The organism is Streptomyces sp. NPDC006463 (assembly GCF_042870715.1).
Classification (GTDB): Bacteria; Actinomycetota; Actinomycetes; order Streptomycetales; family Streptomycetaceae; genus Streptomyces.
Window position 1 is genome coordinate 104,056 of sequence record NZ_JBIAHP010000007.1, and the last position, 19,740, is coordinate 123,795.

Genomic DNA, 19,740 nt, shown 5'->3' on the forward strand with positions numbered 1-19,740 from the left:
ACTTGACCCGTTAGTCACCCTCGGGCAAAACTAATGGGACCAAGCCACCAGGAGGCATGTGATGATCGCGTCCGTCCAGCACCGAACCGTCGACGTCGACGGTGTGCGCGTCGCCTACCGCGAAAGCGGCCCCGCCGACGGCCCCGTCCTGCTGCTCCTCCACGGCTTCCCCACCGCCTCGCACCAGTTCGCCCGCCTGATGGACGCCCTCGGCGACACCCCGTACCGCCTGATCGCCCCCGACTACCCCGGCTTCGGCCGGACCGAGGCACCGGACGGCTTCACGTACACCTTCGACCGGCTCGCCGACGTCATGGAGGCCTTCACCGACGCCCTCGGCCTCGACCGCTACGCCCTGTACGTCTTCGACTTCGGCGCCCCGGTCGGACTACGGCTCGCCACCCGTCGCCCGAACCGCGTCACGGGCCTGATCGTCCAGAACGGCAACGCGTACGACGAGGGACTCTCGGAGGCGGCCCGCGAGTTCGCCGGCCTGCGGCGCGAGGTGCCCGGCAACGAGGAACGGGTCCGGGGCCTGTTCACCCTGGACGGCACCCGCTTCCAGTACGAGACCGGGGTCGCGGACACCACCCTGATCTCCCCGGACAACTGGACGCTCGACCTCCACTACCTCGGCCTGCCGGGGCGCGCCGACGCCCAGGCCGACCTCGCCTTCGACTACGCCTCCAACTTCGCCCACTACCCGTCCTGGCAGTCCTGGCTTCGCACCGCACGGCCGCCGGTCCTGGTCGTCTGGGGCGCGGGCGACCCCTTCTTCACCCCGGCGGGCGCGAAGGCCTACCTCCGGGACGTACCCGACGCCGCCGTCCACGTCTTCGACGGCGCGGGCCACTTCGCCCTGGAGACCCACCTCCCCGCCATCACCCCCCTGATCGCCACCTTCCTCACGAACCTCCCGTAGCGCCGGGCGAGAACCAGGAGGCGCCGGGGACGGGGCGGGGTGCCGACCGGGACGTAAAACGTGATGTGTGGCGCCCGCCAGGCACGCAAGGGCCGAAGCGCGGCCCAGGGCGCCATAAATAAGGCAGTCCCGGCTGGCACCCCACCCCGTCCCCGGCGCCATCCCGGCACAGCCGAGCCCGACCCCGCCCGACCCCGGCGCAGCCGAGCCCGACCCCGCCCGACCCCGGCGCAGCCGAGCCCCCGACCACGCCCGGCCCTGCCCCGCCCCGCCCTGGCACCGACCCCACCCCGGCGCAGCCGAGCCGCGACCCCGCCCGACCCCGCCCCGCCCCGCCCCCGGCACAGCAGACCCCGACCCCGCCCGACCCCGCCCCGGCACCCGCCGAGCCCCCGACAGGGACCGGCCGAGGCCCGCCCCGCCCCCGTTCAGCCCTCCGCTGGAGCCCGGCCCGTCAGGGCCGCCAAGCTGGACCGCACGTGGTTCATGTGCGCCCGCATCTCCTCCTGCGACTCCGCATGCTCCCGCAGGATCCGCTCCGTCTCCCGGCCCACCCGCTCCTCCGCCACCCGCGCCTGCGCGACCAGCTCGGCGGCCATCGCCTCCGCGTCCTCCTGCCCGTGCCGCGCCGCCTCCTCGGCCTCCGCGAACCCCCGCCGCGCCTGCGCCAGCCGCCCCTCCGCGTACCGCTCCGCCTCCTCCGCCCGCGCCGCGAACTCCGCCTCGCGCGCCGCCAGATCCCGCTCGGCCGCCTCCCACCGCTCCGCCTGCTCCTGCTCGCCCTCCGCGAGCAACGCGTCCGACCGCCGCCGCATCTGCGCCAGCGCGGCCACCGCCTCCGCCCGCCAGCCCTCCGCGTCCGCCCGCGCCTGCGCCCGCGCGCCGTCCGCCTCCTGCTGCGCCCGCAGCAGCCCCTGCCGGGCCCGGACCTCCGTCTGCTCGCGCACCGCCTCCGCGTCCGCCCGGGCCAGCTCCGCCACCCGGTCCGCACACGCCTCGGCCGCACCCAGCGTCTCGGACGCGTCCGCCCGCGCCTCCGCCCGAACGCAGTCCGCCTCCTCCTGCGCCAGCAGCAGGATCCGGCGGGCACGCTCGCTCAGGTCCTCGTACGTCTGCGGAGCCAGCGCGGCCACCGCCTCGCGCAGCCGCGCCGCCTCCTCCTCCATCTGCCTCGCCAGGACGGTCAGCCGGGCCACGCGCTCCCAGGCCTCGTCACGGCTGGCGGAGAGCCGCGCGAGATACCGGTCGACCTCTTCCGTGCGGTAGCCGCGACCGCGCACAGTCGCAATGGGTGCACTCATCCTGGAAGCGCCTCTCTCGCGGGGATTCCTGTCAAGGATGCGCCATTTGCTCCCAGAAGCCGGAATGGCCGGGCCGAGACCCTGTTCGGGGGTCTCGGCCCGGCCACTCAACTGATCATCCGATCAGAGCAGTCCGTCCCACATCTGCTCCAGCAGCACCGACCACCAGCTCTCCGGAGAGGCCAGCGCCGCACTGTCCAGGCCCGCCAGATTCGCCTGGAAATCGACGGTCCAGCGACCCGCCTGTTCCGGCGTCAGATGCTGGCGCAGCCGCCACATGTGACCCAGCATCGCGAGGGACCGCACGAACTGCGGCAGGCTGGAGTTCACGAACTGCGGCGGCACCGGAGCACCGCCCGGACCGCCCTCCACCGGCACCGCCACGATGTGCGCGGTGCCGTACTGCACGCACAGCGCCTTGCCGAAGTCGCTGCCGACGACGAGGTACGAGCCCGCGTCCGAAGCCGGCGCCACCTGCCGCTGCGCGGCCATCTCGGCCAGCGTCGGCACCGGCTGGCCCGGCACCGCCTGCGCCCAGAAGAACGGCCCGAAATCGACGGGCAGGCCCGCCCACATCAGCGTCTGCGCCACGATCTCCGGCACACCCTGACGGGACACCGCCCGCTGGTCGAAGCGGAACACGCCCTGCGGGCCGAACGCCCCCGCCAGCTCCTGCGCGATCGCGTCCAGCGGGATCGCCGGCTGGAGCGGAACCTGCGGCAGGGGCACCCGTACCGGAGCGGGGCGCGCCGGACCGTCCGCCACCTGGTGCAGCTCGCCCTGATGGGTGAGCAGATGGCGCACGCCCTGCTGACGGCCCGCGTGGTCCTTGCCGTACGGAGCCACGCTGGTGATCCGCACCTGCGGCCAGGTCTCCCGGATCATCCTGGCGCAGTATCCGCCGGGCAGCTCGCAGGACTCCAGCTCGGTGTGCAGTTCCAGCACCTGCTGCGGCGGCACGTTCATGGCGCGCAGCTCGTGCAGGATCTGCCACTCGGGGTGCGGGGTACCGGGCGCGGAACGGCGGATGAGCTGCTGCTCGGAGCCGTCGGGGGCGCGGTAGCGCAGTACGGCCTGGTAGCCGGGGCCGACCGTGGGCGCACCGGTGTGCGCCGGGGGCTGCGCGACGGGACCGGCGGGCGCCGGCCCGGGCGGACCGGGAGGCGTCGGCGGCTGACCCGTCACGGCGGGACCGGCCAGCATCGTCGCGGCATGGTCGAGCCCCGCACCGGGGACGCCGGGCGCACCCGGAGCACCGGGCGGACCGGGAGGCGCGGGCGGCTGACCCGTCACCGCGGGACCCGCCAGCATCGTCGCGGCGTGGTCGAGCCCACGACCGTGCGAAGCCCCGGGGGCCCCGGGCGGACCAGGAGGACCGGGCGGCTGCGGCACACCGGCACCCGGAGCACCGGGCGGACCAGGAGGCGCCGGCGGCTGACCCGTCACCGCGGGACCCGCCAGCATCGTCGCGGCATGATCGAGCCCACGACCCTGCGAAGCCCCCGGAACACCAGGCGGACCAGGAGGACCGGGCGGCTGCGGCACACCGGCACCCGGAGCACCGGGCGGACCAGGAGGCGCCGGCGGCTGACCCGTCACCGCGGGACCCGCCAGCATCGTCGCGGCATGATCGAGCCCACGACCCTGCGAAGCCCCCGGAACACCAGGCGGACCAGGAGGACCGGGCGGCTGCGGCACACCGGCACCCGGAGCACCGGGCGGACCAGGAGGCGTCGGCGGCCGAACCGCACCCGAACCCCCCGCACCACCGGCGGGGCCACCCTGGCCGGGGGCCGGCCGGGAGATCTGTGCCTTGCTCGTCGGCGCGTCGGCGATGCTGTCCGCCTGCGGCCCCAGCGTCGGCACCACCGCGGTCCGCGGCAGCTGGCTGCCACCCGGCATCAGCGTGGTCTGCGCCTCCGGCGCCACCCCGGACGACGGCGCCTCGTCCAGGTCCGACCCGGACAGCGGCGGCGCGAACACGGTCGCGGGCAGCGGCACGGAACCGTCGTCCGCACCCGGATTCACATCGGTCCCGGCCCACGGCGTGGCCCCCGTCGGAACGGCCGCCGCGGCAGCCGCCGGAACCCCGTCATTGGCGGTCGGCTCGTAGGGCACCTCGCCCCCGCGCCGCAGCGGCACCACGTCCACCGGCGCCGACGCGGCGGCAACGGCCTCCACGGGAACGGCCGGAGCGGGTACCGGTGCCGGGTCGGCCGGAGCCTGAACCGGCGAAACCGAAGCCGAGGACGAAGCCGAGGACGAAGCCGAGGCAGCCGAAGACGAAGGAACGGCAGCCGGAATCCCCGCCCGGTCCGCGGCCTCCTGCAGCCACTCCGGCGGGCTCAGCATGAACGACGTCTGCTCCGAGTCGATCCGCGGCGGCGGTACCGAAGCCTCCGAAGCCGCCGCGGCAGCCGCCGCCCCGTACTCCTCCTCGTACCGGCGGATCACCTCACCCACCGGCAGCCCCGGCCACAGCGTCACCTCCCCGCTGTCCCGCGCGATGACCAGCCGCTGCCGCCCACCACCGGACACCGGCCCGGCCGCACGGTCCTCCGCCCACACCACGAACCCGAGCCCGAACTCCCGTACACGCACCTCGCGGTGCTGGTACGCGGGCACATCGCCGTTGATCCATTCCTCAGCGCGCTCCTGCGCCTGCGCAAATGTCACCACCGCGCCGTCACCCCTCATCCGAACCGGCACGCACCGCCGCAGCCGGCCCCGCCACGGGAACCGACCGCGCGAATCCGCCGTCCACCATCAGACCGGCCACCGTCTCAAGCTCCGGCGGATTGCCCGCCAACCGCTCAAGAAAGGCGTCGAAATCAACGCCGCACGGCAGCAACAGCCGCTCCACGCGCTCCTGCACCGACCAGCCGTCCTGGTCACGCGCATCGTCGTACGGGGAGAACCACACCGAACCGACGCCCTCGCCCTTCACCTTCAGGGCGAGCAGACCACCCTGCACGAAGGCCACGCACAGGTAGTCCTTCGTCAGGTGGTCCCGCAGACACTTGTTGACGTACACCAGGTCGTTGACCGCCGCCTCCTCACGCACCGTGAAGAACGGCTGGTCCACCAGCAGACCGAGGTCCACGTCCAGCGCCGCGCCGACCGGCGCGCAGCCACCCGCGGCCTTCAGGAACGAGCGGTACGCCTCCGGCAGCCGGTAGCCGAGGTCCTCCTCGACTCCCTGCACCTGCTGCTCGGAAACCGACACCACCGACTTCGGCAGCCCCAGATGGGCCGGACGCAGCTCCTGCAACGGACGCGTCCCGCGCTTGGTGTGGTCCACCGGCGCCGTCACCAGCCCCGCGTGATGCCGCAGCAGGGCCTTCACCTCGACCGGGACCAGCTCCATGCGCCGCGAACCCGACACGTGGTGCCAGGTCCAGCCGTGCGGGGTGGCCACCGCACCGACCGTGTCCCACAAGTCGTGCCCGGCCGCCTTCATCGCGGCGTTCGCGGACACGTAGTCCGTCAGCCGCAACTCGTCCACACCGAAGCCCTCCGGCGGCTCTGCGATCTCCACGGCCGCGCGCGCGTACGCGGAGAAGTCCGGATGCCCGTTGCCGCCCATCCGCACTCCGTGGGGATGCCGAGCGGCCCGGACCGGGTCCGGGAAATGCACGACCTGCCCCGAATAAGCGGCGTTGGGTGGCGCGGCCTGCTGCCCGAGCCGACCTGTCGTCATGGCGGTAGCCCCCTGCTGGATCTGGCTGGTTCACCACAGCCTATGCGCTGGGGCAAGGGGCTCACCCGCGCACGACCGGCACACCCGGCCCGCGGCCGGGAACATCCGAATTGATACGAATATTCGACCCCGCTTCCGCATGACAGGTGACATTTGGCAGGCTGTGCCCTCAGCACGGGGGCGTGCGCGACAGCGGCCACCACCGCCGCCACGGGAGGGAAAGCGCGACCATGCACAACACGGCAGCACGCACAGATCCGGCCGACGCCACCCCGGGAACCCCCGGACCATCAGGCCCGCCCGGACCGCCGGCACCAGTGGGACCACCCGTCCCCATGCCATCACCGGCCACGGCCTCCGAAGCCGGCGGCCCCACGGGCGACCCCCGCCTGCGCTGGAGCAGCACCGACGGCCGCCCCGCCGCACCCGTCCTGCGCTTCCGCCGCGACGGCATCCTCCCCACCATCGCCGCCGCCCTCTCCGTACGCGGCGAAACCCTCACCGGCACCGCAGGAAAAGCCGACCACCCACCCGTACTCCACCCCCTCGTGCAGGACTTCCTCGACACCCTCACCAGCGGCCAGCGCGAACGCTTCACCGGCCGCTGCCCGGAAGCGATCCTGCTCTCCCGCCACCTCGCCGCCATCGAAGGCGCCCGCTCCCGACGCGCTTCCCGCAAACCCCTCTCCCCGAGCGAAGCCCGCCGCTCCCTCAAACACGCGAAAATCACCGCCCGCCGAATCCGCGAGGACGGCGACCCCCTCCACGGCAGCTACGCACCCCCCTGCCGCTCCTGCGACGCACTCCTCGCCCACTTCGGCGTACGCCCCGTCGACCTCACCCCCTCCGAGTAGCCATGACCACCGCCTCAGCCTCCTACGACCGCTCCTCGGCCACCCGCTTCCCCGTCGCCGTGGACTCCGCCCTGCGCACCGCCGGCTGGGAGCCCGGCCGCTGGGACATCAAACAGGCCGAATTCTGGGCCGACGCCCTCCGCGACCACACCACCCCAGCCGGACACCGGCACGAGGTCTTCCCCGCCGCCGTCGAAGCCTGGGCCGAATTCGGCGGCCTCACCGTCAACGCCCCCGGCACGGGACGGCAGATAGCCCCCGCCACCATCCGCCTCGACCCGCTCACCGGCCTGCACCTCGCCCGCACCTTCGCCGACCTCGGCCGCGCCCTGTCCACCCAGCTCTGCCCACTCGGCGTCGAGGCAGACGCAAGCTCCCACCTCGCCATCGACCGCGAAGGCCGCGTCTACGGCATCGACCACACCGGCGACTGGTACCTCGGCGGCAGCCTCGACGAGGCCCTCACCCTCCTCCTCACCGGCCTCCAGCCGACCCGCCTCACCACCGGCTGACCCACCCCTAGCCGGCAGGCAGCACCGCCGACACCTTGAAACCCCCCGCATCCGTCGGACCCGAAACGAACACCCCGCCCAACCCGAGCACCCGCTCCCGCATCCCCACCAGCCCGTTGCCCCCACTGGGCAGCCCCGGCTCCGCGGCCATCCCGTCGCACGGCCCGTTCTCCACCTGCATCGCCACCTCCCCCTCCCGGTGCGCGAGCCGGACGGTCACCCGCGCGCCGGGAGCATGCTTGTGACAGTTCGTGAGCGCCTCCTGCACCACCCGGTACGCCGCCTGCTCCACCTCCGCCGCGTACCCCGCCCCATCGCCCTGCACCACCATCTCCACGACCATCCCGGCCGCCCGCGACTGCCCCACCAGCGCCTCCAGTTCGGCCAGCGAAGGCCCGTCCTCGAAACTCCCCACGTGGGGGTACCTCCCAGCGGTAGCTGGGGGAGCCACCGACGTGGCGGCCACCGCCGCCACCGCCGGCCTCACCGGCTTCTCGGCAGCCCGCAGCACCCCCAACATCTCCCGCAGCTCCGTCAGCGCCTGCCGGCCCATGTCCCCCACCAGCGCGGCATTCTTCGCGGCCCGCGCCGGATCCTTCGCCGCGATCGCCTCCAACGCCGCCGCGTGCACCACCATCAACGACACCCGGTGCGCCACGACGTCGTGCATCTCCCGCGCGATCCGGGTCCGCTCCTCCGTACGGGCCCACTCGGCCCGCTCCTCCGCCCGGTCCGCCAGCAGCGACAACTCCCGCTCCAGCGAATCCGCCCGCTCCTGCAAACTCTCCATCAGCCGCCGCCGGGCCCCCATGTACAGCCCGAACAGCACCGGCGGCACGGTCAGCGCCACCGCCACGAACCCGGACAGCGCGACCACGAGCAGGGGGTCGGCCTCGACATCACCCCTCGTCCGCAGATACATCACCACGAACGTCGCGGCCAGCGACATCGAGGCCAGCGTCGCGATGATCCGCCGCGGCACCTCGGACGAGGCCAGCGCGTACAGCCCCACCACCGCGAGCAGGAACCCCATCGCGGCCGGCGCCACGGCGATCCCCACCAGCACCACCGCGACCGGCCACCGCCGCCGCAGCACGAGCACGGCCCCCACGACGAACCCGAACAGCACCCCGACCACGGTCGGCACCCCGGCCGCACGCGCGAAACCGACGCCCTCCCACGCGCACTCCAGGGCGGACACCCCACCGAGCACCACGTCCCCGACGGCATCCCGCCGCCGCGCCCACCACAAGGGCGGCCCAGCGCGCCCTTCGACTTCCCCCGTACTGGTCATGCCGACCAGCGTACGCAGCGCCCCCAGCACAGACAGGGCGGGATTTCCGGCAAACCCCCGGTAATCGCACGCACGACTGAATCGTCCGCCGACCGAGACCTGAATCCCGCATTCCGGACGACATTGGCGACATGACCGAAATCCGACGTCGCCCCGGCGACGGCACCGGCGGCCTCCGCACGGGCACCACGACCTTCGAATCCCTCCGCGAGCAGGCGGTGACCCTGCGCCGCGAGGGCCTCAGCCTGCGCCAGATCCGCGACCGCCTCGGCATCCACAACAACAACATCCTCAACAGCCTGGTGAAGGGCGAACCGCCACCCGAGTGGACGAAGCGCCCCAACGCCAAGGACGACCTGCGCGACCGGGCCCGCGAGCTCCGCCTCCAGGGCATGACGTACGACGAGATCCAGGTCGAGCTCGGCTGCGCGAAGAGCTCGATCTCCCTCTGGGTCCGTGACCTCCCGAAGCCAGCTGGCCGAAGGACCCCCGCGGAACAGGCTCGGCTCGCCTCCCACCGGCGCTGGGAGCGCGAGAACGCCGTCCGGGACGAGCGGCGAACCCTCGCCAAGGAGTCGGCGCGAGCCGAGATCGGACAGCTCAGCGACCGAGAGCTCTTCATCGCGGGAGTGACGCTGTATTGGGCGGAGGGGACCAAGGACAAGTCGTACGACCGCCGCGAGAACGTCCAGTTCGTCAACAGCGACCCGGGAGTCATCCGGGTGTTCCTCGCCTGGCTGGATCTCATCGGCGTCGACAGAGAGCGGATTCGCTACCGCGTGATGATCCATGAATCAGCCGACACCGGGGCCGCCGAGCAATTCTGGGCCGACTTCGTCGGCGCGGACGCGACCCGGTTCGCCCGGACCACCCTCAAGAAGCACAACCCCAGGACCACCCGGAAGAACGTGGGTGAGAACTACCGGGGCTGCCTGATCCTTTACGTCAGCCGAAGCGCCGACATCTACCGTCGCATCGAGGGCGCCTGGTGCGGCATAGTAGGGGCGTCCAACCCGAACCGGGAAGATCGAATGTCCGGTTTGAGTTGATTTACCATCCCCTGTGGTGTAATCGGCAGCACTGAGGTTTTTGGTACCTTAAGACCGGGTTCGAGTCCTGGCAGGGGAGCAAAGCACGTTCGGGTCCTGACCTCCATGGTCGGGACCCGGCTTCGTTAGCGGGCCGTGGGCCCCCGGTATCCTTCACGGGTCCACCCCCGAAGCCGAAGGGCATCCCCGTGAGCGCCAACCGCCCGGCAGCCGTCGTCGTACTCGCAGCGGGTGAAGGCACCCGCATGAAGTCGGCCACTCCCAAGGTCCTGCACGAGATCTGCGGGCGCTCGCTCGTCGGTCACGTCGTCGCCGCCTCCCGTGAGCTGGACCCCGCCCACCTCGTCGTGGTCGTCGGGCACGCCCGGGAGCAGGTCACCGCGCACCTCGGCGCGATCGACGCCGGTGTGCGCACGGCCGTCCAGTACGAGCAGAACGGCACGGGCCACGCCGTCCGGATGGCCCTCGAAGAGCTCGGCGGGGTCGTCGACGGCACCGTGATCGTCGTCTGCGGCGACACCCCGCTGCTGACCGGCGAGACCCTCAAGCAGCTCGCCGCGACGCACGAGGCCGACGGCAACGCCGTCACCGTGCTCACCGCCGAGGTGCCGGACTCCACCGGCTACGGGCGCATCGTCCGGGACGCCGGCGGCGCCGTGACCGCCATCGTCGAGCACAAGGACGCCACCGACACCCAGCGCGCCATCCGCGAGATCAACTCCGGCGTGTTCGCCTTCGACGGCGCCCTGCTCGCCGACGCGCTCGGCAAGGTGCGCACCGACAACAGCCAGGGCGAGGAGTACCTCACCGACGTGCTGGGGATCCTGCGCGAGGCGGGCCACCGCGTCGGCGCGGCCGTCGGCAGTGACCACCGCCAGATCCTGGGCATCAACAACCGCGTCCAGCTCGCCGAGGCCCGCGCCCTGCTGAACGCGCGGCTGCTGGAGCAGGCCATGCTCGCGGGTGTGACGGTCGTGGATCCGGCCAGCACGTTCGTGGACGTCACCGTCACCTTCGGGCAGGACGCCCTCGTCCACCCGGGGACGCAGCTCCTCGGGTCCACCCACGTCGCCGAGGGGGCCGAGGTCGGCCCGAACACCCGGCTGAAGGACACCCGGGTGGGCCAGGGGGCGCGCGTGGACAACACGGTGGCCGACGGTGCCGTCATCGGCGAGCTGGCTTCCGTGGGGCCGTTCGCGTACCTGCGTCCGGGGACGGTCCTCGGCACCAAGGCCAAGGCCGGTACGTACGTGGAGATGAAGAACGCGACGATCGGCGAGGGCACCAAGGTGCCGCACCTGTCGTACGTGGGTGACGCGACGATCGGCGAGTACACGAACATCGGCGCGGCGAGCGTCTTCGTGAACTACGACGGTGAGCACAAGCACCACACCACCGTCGGCTCACACTGCAAGACGGGCTCGGACAACATGTTTGTGGCGCCCGTCACCATCGGGGACGGCGCCTACACGGCCGCCGGGTCCGTGATCACGAAGGACGTTCCGCCCGGTGCCCTGGCCGTGGCCCGTGGCCAGCAGCGGAATATCGAGGGCTGGGTGGCCCGCAAGCGTCCGGGAAGCGCTGCCGCGACGGCGGCCCAGTCGGCGGTCCAGGTGGACTCCGACAGCCGTTGAGGTGAACTGACCGGAAACGGGTACGCCTGGGACGGCGTACCGTGATAGGTGCACGCAATTCGGCTGGCTCACCGTGTGCGGGACGGACGCACGCGGGGGCGAGCAGCTTTCAACACGTCTGAGGAGACAGTGCTGTGACCGGGATCAAGACGACCGGCGAGAAGAAGCTGATGCTCTTCTCCGGCCGCGCCCACCCCGAGCTGGCCGAGGAGGTCGCGCACCAGCTGGGAGTCGGCCTCGTGCCGACCAAGGCTTTCGACTTCGCGAACGGTGAGATCTACGTCCGCTTCCAGGAGTCGGCTCGTGGCGCGGACTGCTTCCTGATCCAGAGCCACACGGCTCCGATCAACAAGTGGATCATGGAGCAGCTGATCATGATCGACGCGCTGAAGCGCGCGTCGGCTCGCTCCATCACCGTGATCATCCCCTCCTACGGTTACGCCCGTCAGGACAAGAAGCACAAGGGCCGCGAGCCGATCTCGGCCCGCCTGGTCGCGGACCTGCTGAAGACCTCGGGTGCGGACCGCATCCTGACGGTCGACCTGCACACCGACCAGATCCAGGGCTTCTTCGACGGCCCGGTGGACCACCTGTCGGCGCTGAACGTCCTCGCGGACTACGTGGGCGCCAAGGTGGACCGTACGAAGCTGACGATCGTCTCCCCGGACGCCGGCCGCGTGCGTGTCGCCGACCGCTGGTGCGACCGTCTGGACGCGCCGCTGGCGATCGTGCACAAGCGCCGTGACAAGGACGTCGCCAACCAGGTGACCGTCCACGAGGTCGTCGGTGAGGTCAAGGGCCGCGTCTGCGTCCTGGTCGACGACATGATCGACACGGGTGGCACCATCTGTGCCGCGGCCGATGCGCTGTTCGCGCACGGCGCGGAGGACGTCATCGTGACGGCCACGCACGGCATCCTGTCGGGCCCGGCCGCCGACCGTCTGAAGAACTCCAAGGTCAGCGAGTTCGTCTTCACGAACACCCTGCCGGACCCGTCCGACCTGGAGCTCGACAAGATCACGGTGCTGTCGATCGCCCCGATGATCGCGCGCGCGGTGCGCGAGGTCTTCGAGGACGGCTCGGTCACCAGCCTGTTCGAAGAGCAGCAGTAGGAGTCACCGCAGATCCTTCTGCTGTGATCATTTTTGAGGGCGGCCTCCCCGCCGGGTAGACTCATGAAGTTGCTCGGCGAGGGAGGCCGCACTTTCATGTGCGGGCACTCCGTTATCGACGCGCTCTTCGTAGCAGGCCGTTCCGGCCGGGTGACTGTCGTCCTTTTTCCGTCACCCCACGAGGAGTGAGTATGTCCGAGGTCAAGCTTTCCGCCCAGCTCCGTGACACCTTCGGCAAGGGCTCTGCCCGCCAGGCCCGTCGTGACGCCCTGACCCCGGGTGTCATCTACGGCCACGGCACCGCCCCGAAGCACGTCAACGTCGACGCCCACGCCCTGCAGCTGGCGCTGCGCACCCCGAACGTCCTGATCTCCCTGGACATCGCGGGCGACAGCACCGAGCTGGTCATCCCGAAGGCCGTGCAGAAGCACCCGCTGAAGCGTTCGGTCTCCCACGTCGACTTCCTGATCGTCAAGAAGGGCGAGAAGGTCACCGTCGACGTCGCGATCGTCACCGAGGGCGAGCTGGCCGCCGGCGGCAACATGCTGGAGACCCTCCAGAACACCATCTCCGTCGAGGCCGAGGCCACCCACATCCCGACCGAGGTCACCGTCTCGATCGCGGGCCTGGAGGCCGGCGCCACCATCCACGCCGCGGACCTGGTCCTCCCGGCGGGCACCACCCTGGCCGTCGACGGCGACATCGCCGTTCTGCAGGTCGTCTCCCCGCAGGCCGAGGAGCCGGCCGCCGCCGAGGAGACCGAGGGCGCCGAGGCCTGAGCCTCGCCTTCTCCCCTCAGCAGTTGCTGACCGACCGCCGTCCGGCTCCACTGGAGCGGGACGGCGGTCGTGTTTCGCCCAGGACCTAAGGAGCTTTTGATGTCGGACGACACGGCGCCCTGGCTGATCGTCGGCCTCGGCAATCCGGGACCGGAGTACGCGGGCAACCGCCACAACATCGGTTTCATGGTGGCCGACCTGCTGGCGGAGCGGATCCGTGGGAAGTTCAAGGCGCACAAGGCCCGGGCGCAGGTGGTGGAGGGTCGCATGGGCCCGCCGGGGCCGGCCAATCGGCGGGTGGTGCTGGCCAAGCCGATGACGTACATGAACCTGTCGGGCGGGCCGGTGACGGCGTTGCGTGACTTCTACAAGGTGCCGGTGGAGCGGATCGTCGCGATCCATGACGAGCTCGACATCGATTACCCGACGCTGCGTCTGAAGCTGGGTGGCGGGGACAACGGTCACAACGGACTGAAGTCGATGACGAAGTCGATGGGCCCGGACTACCACCGGGTGCGTTGCGGTATCGGCCGGCCGCCGGGCCGGATGCAGGTGGCGGACTTCGTGCTGAAGGACTTCTCCTCGACGGAGCGCAAGGAGCTGGACTGGTTCGTGGACCGGGCGGCGGATTCCGTGGAGTGTCTGATCGCGGAGGGGCTGGAGCGCGCCCAGTCGACGTACAACTCCTGAGTGACCGGGGGGCGTAGACCGATCGTTACTTCGGACATACCGTCACACAGGAATACAAGAGCATACGAATATTGACGCGTACCTCTTGACTGGTGTGGGACGTCATCAGCAAGCTGGCGGCGCCGCCCCCCACGGCCCGTCTTCCTCACTTGTTCCAGAGGTACTCCATGTCCCCTTCCAGGATGCGCCGGGCGGCATTCGCCGTCGCCGCGACCTCGCTCGTTCTCGCCGCCGGGGCGACTCCCGCTCTCGCCACCGACGCGTACACCGTTCCGCTGCACCAGCAGGTGCCCATCACCGCGGCTTCCTTCGGGTCGACGGAGAAGAAGTGCGCTGACATACCGTCGACCCAGGACGGCTGGCATTTCGTCGCTCCGGGCAACCCCAACGACATCTCCTTCGTGGAGCTGACGGTGACGTTCGAGCCGGGCGGCCAGAAGGTGATCACCACCTTCGGCCCGCCGAACGACAACCACGCCTACGTCGCCTCCGAGCCCGGCGCCAAGCTCACCTCGGCCGTCGCCAAGGTGAAGGGCGGCAAGCTGGAGTGGTTCAACCTGTCGCACACCTGCCCGTCGACCGTGACTCCGAGCGGCACGCCGAGCGGGACGCCGTCGAAGACGCCTTCGAAGACTCCGTCCGGTACGCCGTCGAGCACGTCCTCGGGCACCCCGTCGAAGACGCCGGCCACGTCGGTCTCCCCCTCCGGGTCGGTGACCCCGAGCCGGAGCGCTACTCCGTCGGGTACGCCGAGCGGGACGGCGACCTCGCCGGCCCCGGTCGCCGGCGGTGACCTGGCCAACACCGGGTCCGGCCTGCCGGTCGCCCTGGTCTCGACGCTGGCCGCCCTGCTGGTCGCGGCCGGTGGGGTGCTGGTGGTCCGCCGCCGTCGCACGCAGCCGTAGCCGTAGCCGTAGCCGGTACGCAGGCAGCCCGTACGGGAGAAGCCCCCGCACCTTCGGTGCGGGGGCTTCTGCGTGTCTGCGGGCGGTCGCGGATTCAGCCGGTGTTGCGCAGGCCGGCGGCGACGCCGTTGACGGTGAGCAGCAGGGCGCGGGCGAGCAGCGGGTCGGGATCCTCGCCGCGGGCGGCTGCGGCGCGCTGGCGGGCGAGCAGGGACACCTGGAGGTAGGAGATGGGGTCCAGGTAGGCGTCGCGTACGGCGAAGGTCTGCTGGAGCACCGGGTGGGAGTCCAGGAGCTTCTCGCCGCCGGTGATGCGCAGGACCTCGCGGACGGTGAGCTCGTGCTCGGCCTCGATGCGGGTGAAGACGTGCTTGAGGTCGTCCGGTACGAGGGTGTCGACGTAGTGGCGGGCGATCCGCAGGTCGGTCTTGGCCAGCGTCATCTCGACGTTGGACAGGAAGTTGCGGAAGAAGTGCCATCGCTCGCCCATTTCGGCGAGGACGTCTCCTTGGCCGGCTTCGCGCAGGGCCTTGAGGCCGGAGCCGACTCCGTACCAGCCGGGGACGATCTGGCGGGACTGGGTCCAGCCGAAGACCCACGGGATGGCGCGCAGGCCGTCGAGGCCGGCGCCGGAGTCGGGGCGGCGGGAGGGGCGGGAGCCGAGGTGGAGGTCGGCGAGCTGGTCGACCGGGGTCGCGGCGAAGAAGTACGAGGGGAGGTCCGGGTCCTCGACGAGCTCGCGGTAGGCGGCGTGCGCGGCGTCGGAGACGGTGTCCATGGCCGCGTCCCAGCGGGCGAGGGCCTCGTCGGACTGGCGGGGCGCGGTGTGCAGGGCGGAGGCCTGCAGGGTGGCCGCGACGGTCAGTTCGAGGTTCTCGCGGGCGAGGGAGGGGACGAGGTACTTGTCGGAGATGACCTCGCCCTGCTCGGTGACCTTGATCTCGCCTTCGAGGGTGCCCCAGGGCTGGGCGAGGATCGCGTCGTGCGAGGGACCGCCGCCGCGGCCGACGGTGCCGCCGCGGCCGTGGAAGAGGCGCAGGCGCACGCCGTAGCGGTGGGCGACGTCGCGCAGTCGGCGCTGGGCGCGGTGGATCTCCCACTGGCTGGTGGTGATGCCTCCGAACTTGGAGGAGTCGGAGTAGCCGAGCATGACCTCCTGGACGTCGCCGCGCAGGGAGACCAGGCGCCGGTAGGAGGGGTCGGCGAGCATCTCGTCGAGGATGACGTCGGCGGCGCGGAGCTCGTCGGTGGTCTCCAGGAGCGGGACGATGCCGATCTTGGCCCAGCCGGCGTGGAGGTCGATGAGGCCGGCCTCGCGGGCGAGGACGGCGGCGGCGAAGACGTCGTCGGCGCCCTGGCACATCGAGATGATGTACGACTCGATGACCTCGGGGCCGAACTTCTCGAAGGCGTCCTTGATGGCGGAGAAGACGCCGAGGGTCTTGTGTCCCGCGGCGTCGAGGGGGGCCGGGGTGGGGGCGAGGGGCCGGCGGGAGCGGAGTTCCTTGGCGAGGAGCTTCTGCCGGTAGTCGCGGGGCATGTCGGCGTAGCGCCAGGACTCCTCGCCGAGCCGGTCGAAGAGCTGGCCGAGGGCGTGGTGGTGGGCGTCGGCGTGCTCGCGTACGTCCATGGTGGCGAGCTGGAGGCCGAAGGCGGCCAGGGTGCGGATGGTGCGGTCCATGCGGCCGTCGGCGAAGAGCGCGCCGCGGTGTTCGCGCAGGGAGGTCTGGATGAGGGTGAGGTCGGTGAGCAGCTCGGCGGTGCCGAGGTAGTCGCGGCCTTCTTCGTGGGGGATGCCCTTGGCGAGGCGTTCGCGGGTGTTGAGGAGCTTCTGCCGGATGCAGGTGGCCTTGAGGCGGTACGGCTCCTCGGCGTTCAGCCGCTTGTAGCGCGGGCTGATCTCGGGGAGGCGTTCGAGGTCGGCCTGGAGGGAGGCGAGGAGTTCTTCGGTGGCGCCGGTGTAGCGGATGGAGTTGGAGAGGAGTCCGCGCAGGAAGTCGATGAGTTCGAGTGCGTCGGTGATGCCGTGCTCGTGCTGGAGGATCAGCACGTCGCGGGTGACGTCGGGGGTGACGTTGGGGTTGCCGTCGCGGTCGCCGCCGATCCAGGTGCCGAAGGTGAGGGGGCGGGTGCCGGCGGGGAGTTCGACGCCGACGCGCTGGAGTTCGGCGGCGAGGTCTTCGAGGACGTCGCCGACGGCGCCGGCGTGCAGCTCGTCGAGGTAGTAGATGGCGTTGCGGGCCTCGTCGGCGGGCTCGGGGCGGACGACGCGCAGTTCGTCGGTCTGCCAGACGAGGTCGATGTTCTCGGCGAGGCGCAGGTCGTGGCGGCGGCGGTCGCCGGCGCCGGTGACGGGCTCCTCCAGGAGGGCCGCGATGCGGCGCAGCTTGTTGAGGACGCTGCGGCGGGCCGCCTCGGTGGGGTGCGCCGTGAAGACGGGGCGGACGTTGAGGTTCTTGACCGTCTCGCGCAGGTGCGCGGGGTCGGCGTCCTTGAGCATGTCGGCGGTGCGGGCGAGGAGCCCGCCTTCGGCGGCGCGGTGGGCGCGCAGTTCCTTGCCGCGGTGCACCTGCTCGGTGACGTTGGCGAGGTGGAAGTAGGTGGAGAAGGCGCGCACGAGCTTGGCGGCGGTCTCCAGGTCGGTGTCGCCGAGGAGGGCGGCGGCTGCCTCGCCGTCGGTGCGGGTGAGGGCACGGACGCGTTCGACGAGGTCGAGGAGGTCCTGGCCTTCCTGGCGGACGAGGGTCTCCCCGAGGAGGTCGCCGAGGCGGCGGATGTCCGCGCGCAGCTCCGCGTTGGCGGTGGCGGCCGGGGTGACGGGGGCCTGGCCCTGGGGGGCCTGGTCAGCACTGCTCACAGGTGCGGCTCCTTGCAGTGTTCGAGCGCTACTGGGCGGTGGGCTCCCGGCCGTGCGCGGCGTCGCCGCTCCTGAGGTGCGCAGCTCGGGCTGCCCGTGCGGACCGCGCTGTCCGACGGGACCAGGATAGGTGTCCGAGGCGCGTGCCTGGGCAAATGTCTCAGCAGGCGGCTGGTGAACCGCTCGCGGCACGCTCTCGTGCCGGTTACCGGCGCGTCTCGTCGCGGTCACTTGGCCGACGTCCGGCCGTCCCGGCCGCGCTCCTGTTGCCTCCGGGCTGTCCTTTGCCATACTTACGATGCCGTAGGTTACGGGTCCGTAGGGTCCGCGATCAGGCTCCCTGACTCCTCACCCTCTCCTCACCCCCCAGGGGACACCCATGACCATCAGTCCCGATCTGGCCGAGGGCGTCACAGCGTCCTCCGGCACGTCCACGTCGTCCGCGTCGTCCGCTCCGTCCGTGCCTTCCGCGACGCTCGGCGGCGAGAACAAGCGTTCCATCGAGCAGATCGCCCTCCTGCTGTTCATCACCGTTCCCTTCCTGGCGCTGCTGGCGGCGGTTCCGCTGGCCTGGGGCTGGGGGGTGAGCTGGCTGGACCTCGGCCTGATGGTCTTCATGTACTTCCTGGCCTGCCACGGGATCACGATCGGCTTCCACCGTTACTTCACGCACGGTTCCTTCAAGGCGAAGCGGCCGCTGCGGATCGTTCTCGCCGTGATGGGTTCGATGGCGGTGGAGGGCCCGCTGGTGCGCTGGGTGGCGGACCACCGCAAGCACCACAAGTACTCGGACCACGAGGGCGACCCGCATTCGCCGTGGCGGTTCGGCGAGACGCTGCCGACTCTGATGAAGGGCCTGTGGTGGGCGCACATCGGCTGGCTCTTCGACGAGGAGCAGACCGATCAGCAGAAGTACGCCCCTGACCTGATCAAGGATCCGGCGATCCGGCGCATCTCGCGCGACTTCATCTTCTGGACGATGGTGTCGCTGGCGATCCCGCCGCTGGTGGGCGGTCTGGTGACGATGTCCTGGTGGGGTGCGTTCACGGCGTTCTTCTGGGGCTCGCTGGTGCGGGTCGCGCTGCTGCACCACGTGACGTGGTCGATCAACTCGATCTGCCACGCGGTGGGCAAGCGGCCGTTCAAGTCCCGGGACCGCTCGGGCAACGTGTGGTGGCTGGCGGTCCTGTCCTGCGGCGAGTCCTGGCACAACCTGCACCACGCCGACCCGACGTCGGCCCGGCACGGGGTGCTGCGCGGCCAGGTCGACTCCAGTGCGCGGCTGATCCGCTGGTTCGAGCAGCTGGGCTGGGCCACGGACGTGCGCTGGCCCTCTCAGGGCCGCATCGACGCCCGGCGCAGGGAAAACGAACCGAACGCGGCATGATGGGGGGTGTGGCGATCGACGGCGGTAATTCCAGCAGCGACAAGCCCAGGCGCGGCCGCCGGGTGAGGATGACGGGCGCGGAGCGGCGCCAGCAGCTGCTGGACATCGGCCGGACCCTGTTCGCGGAGAAGGGTTTCGAAGGCACTTCGGTGGAGGAGATCGCGGCGAAGGCCGGGGTGTCCAAGCCCGTGGTGTACGAGCACTTCGGGGGCAAGGAGGGGCTGTACGCGGTCGTCGTGGACCGGGAGATGCGCCAGCTGCTGGACGGGGTGACGGGCGCGCTGACGGCAGGGCATCCGCGGGAGCTGCTGGAGCAGGCGGCGTTCGCACTGCTGGACTACATCGAGTCCTACACGGACGGCTTCCGGATCCTCGTACGTGATTCCCCGGTCGCGCAGTCGACGGGCACGTTCGCCTCGCTGATCAGTGACATCGCCACGCAGGTGGAGGACATCCTGGGCCTGGAGTTCAAGGCCCGGGGCTTCGACCCGAAGCTGGCCCCGCTGTACGCGCAGGCGCTGGTGGGAATGGTGGCGCTGACGGGTCAGTGGTGGCTGGACGTCCGCCGCCCGAAGAAGGCGGAGGTGGCGGCGCATCTGGTGAACCTGGCCTGGCACGGGCTGGACGGGCTGGAGTCGAAGCCGCAGCTGGTGGGCCGGCGCAAGAGCTGAGCGGCGTACCGTACGCGACCTGTACGACGGCGCCCCGTCACCGGAGATCCGGTGGCGGGGCGCCGTCGTGCGG

At 71.4% G+C, this 19,740-nt stretch carries 16 protein-coding genes and 1 tRNA gene; 12 read left to right on the forward strand and 5 right to left on the reverse strand.

Annotation, left to right across the window (positions count from 1 at the left end; all coding sequences use genetic code 11):
• Nucleotides 1-61: 61 nt before the first annotated feature.
• Nucleotides 62-922, forward strand: coding sequence for an alpha/beta fold hydrolase (locus tag ACFYOB_RS14795; RefSeq protein ID WP_388559754.1), 861 nt, complete (start codon nt 62-64; stop codon nt 920-922).
• A 428-nt stretch (nt 923-1,350) separates the two neighbouring features.
• Here the strand turns inward: ACFYOB_RS14795 and ACFYOB_RS14800 are convergent, their stop codons facing one another.
• From ACFYOB_RS14800 to ACFYOB_RS14810, 3 genes are all read right to left on the reverse strand, one after another.
• Nucleotides 1,351-2,223 (reverse strand): DivIVA domain-containing protein, encoded by an 873-nt coding sequence (locus ACFYOB_RS14800; protein ID WP_388559757.1) that lies wholly within the window; start codon nt 2,221-2,223, stop codon nt 1,351-1,353.
• Between the two features lie 123 nt (nt 2,224-2,346).
• Nucleotides 2,347-4,902, reverse strand: a complete 2,556-nt coding sequence (locus tag ACFYOB_RS14805; protein WP_388559760.1) for an SUKH-4 family immunity protein — start codon at nt 4,900-4,902, stop codon at nt 2,347-2,349.
• Between the two features lie 7 nt (nt 4,903-4,909).
• On the reverse strand, nt 4,910-5,923 hold the full coding sequence (locus ACFYOB_RS14810; RefSeq protein ID WP_388559762.1) for an SMI1/KNR4 family protein: 1,014 nt from the start codon (nt 5,921-5,923) through the stop codon (nt 4,910-4,912).
• Between the two features lie 335 nt (nt 5,924-6,258).
• Here ACFYOB_RS14810 and ACFYOB_RS14815 point away from each other — a divergent pair, with 335 nt between their 5' ends.
• Together ACFYOB_RS14815 and ACFYOB_RS14820 are read left to right on the forward strand one after the other, a co-directional pair.
• Nucleotides 6,259-6,777, forward strand: a complete 519-nt coding sequence (locus ACFYOB_RS14815) for a YwqJ-related putative deaminase (protein WP_388559764.1) — start codon at nt 6,259-6,261, stop codon at nt 6,775-6,777.
• A gap of 2 nt (nt 6,778-6,779) precedes the next feature.
• On the forward strand, nt 6,780-7,289 hold the full coding sequence (locus ACFYOB_RS14820; RefSeq protein ID WP_388559766.1) for an SUKH-3 domain-containing protein: 510 nt from the start codon (nt 6,780-6,782) through the stop codon (nt 7,287-7,289).
• A 7-nt stretch (nt 7,290-7,296) separates the two neighbouring features.
• On the opposite strand, the gene ACFYOB_RS14825 is transcribed toward ACFYOB_RS14820, so the two are convergent.
• The gene (locus ACFYOB_RS14825; RefSeq protein ID WP_388559767.1) at nt 7,297-8,583 is read right to left on the reverse strand and encodes a sensor histidine kinase; all 1,287 of its coding nucleotides are present in this window, start codon (nt 8,581-8,583) and stop codon (nt 7,297-7,299) included.
• A 131-nt stretch (nt 8,584-8,714) separates the two neighbouring features.
• Here ACFYOB_RS14825 and ACFYOB_RS14830 point away from each other — a divergent pair, with 131 nt between their 5' ends.
• The 7 genes from ACFYOB_RS14830 to ACFYOB_RS14860 all read left to right on the forward strand — a co-directional run bounded on the left by ACFYOB_RS14830 (nt 8,715) and on the right by ACFYOB_RS14860 (nt 14,752).
• Nucleotides 8,715-9,632: a hypothetical protein gene (locus ACFYOB_RS14830; protein WP_388559769.1), complete on the forward strand. Its 918-nt coding sequence runs from the start codon at nt 8,715-8,717 to the stop codon at nt 9,630-9,632.
• Nucleotides 9,633-9,639: 7 nt separating this feature from the next.
• Nucleotides 9,640-9,711, forward strand: a tRNA-Gln gene (locus ACFYOB_RS14835).
• 109 nt (nt 9,712-9,820) lie between these two features.
• Complete coding sequence (glmU, locus tag ACFYOB_RS14840; RefSeq protein WP_388559772.1) at nt 9,821-11,266, forward strand: bifunctional UDP-N-acetylglucosamine diphosphorylase/glucosamine-1-phosphate N-acetyltransferase GlmU; 1,446 nt, start codon at nt 9,821-9,823, stop codon at nt 11,264-11,266.
• A 134-nt stretch (nt 11,267-11,400) separates the two neighbouring features.
• A complete protein-coding gene (locus ACFYOB_RS14845) occupies nt 11,401-12,378 on the forward strand; it encodes a ribose-phosphate diphosphokinase (RefSeq protein WP_030723354.1) in 978 nt (325 codons plus the stop codon).
• 191 nt (nt 12,379-12,569) lie between these two features.
• Nucleotides 12,570-13,157, forward strand: a complete 588-nt coding sequence (locus ACFYOB_RS14850; protein ID WP_388559775.1) for a 50S ribosomal protein L25/general stress protein Ctc — start codon at nt 12,570-12,572, stop codon at nt 13,155-13,157.
• Nucleotides 13,158-13,256: 99 nt separating this feature from the next.
• Entirely contained in the window at nt 13,257-13,847 is a 591-nt protein-coding gene (gene pth / locus ACFYOB_RS14855) for an aminoacyl-tRNA hydrolase (protein ID WP_388559778.1), read from the forward strand.
• A gap of 167 nt (nt 13,848-14,014) precedes the next feature.
• Nucleotides 14,015-14,752 (forward strand): LPXTG cell wall anchor domain-containing protein, encoded by a 738-nt coding sequence (locus ACFYOB_RS14860; RefSeq protein ID WP_388559781.1) that lies wholly within the window; start codon nt 14,015-14,017, stop codon nt 14,750-14,752.
• Between the two features lie 94 nt (nt 14,753-14,846).
• Here the strand turns inward: ACFYOB_RS14860 and ppc are convergent, their stop codons facing one another.
• Nucleotides 14,847-17,609, reverse strand: a complete 2,763-nt coding sequence (gene ppc / locus ACFYOB_RS14865) for a phosphoenolpyruvate carboxylase (protein ID WP_388559784.1) — start codon at nt 17,607-17,609, stop codon at nt 14,847-14,849.
• A 379-nt stretch (nt 17,610-17,988) separates the two neighbouring features.
• On the opposite strand from ppc, the gene ACFYOB_RS14870 reads away from it, so the two are divergent.
• Complete coding sequence (locus tag ACFYOB_RS14870) at nt 17,989-18,996, forward strand: acyl-CoA desaturase (RefSeq protein ID WP_388559787.1); 1,008 nt, start codon at nt 17,989-17,991, stop codon at nt 18,994-18,996.
• The gene (locus ACFYOB_RS14875; RefSeq protein ID WP_386186608.1) at nt 18,993-19,667 is read left to right on the forward strand and encodes a TetR family transcriptional regulator; all 675 of its coding nucleotides are present in this window, start codon (nt 18,993-18,995) and stop codon (nt 19,665-19,667) included. The genes ACFYOB_RS14870 and ACFYOB_RS14875 overlap by 4 nt, the downstream gene beginning before the upstream one ends.
• Nucleotides 19,668-19,740: the final 73 nt, after the last annotated feature.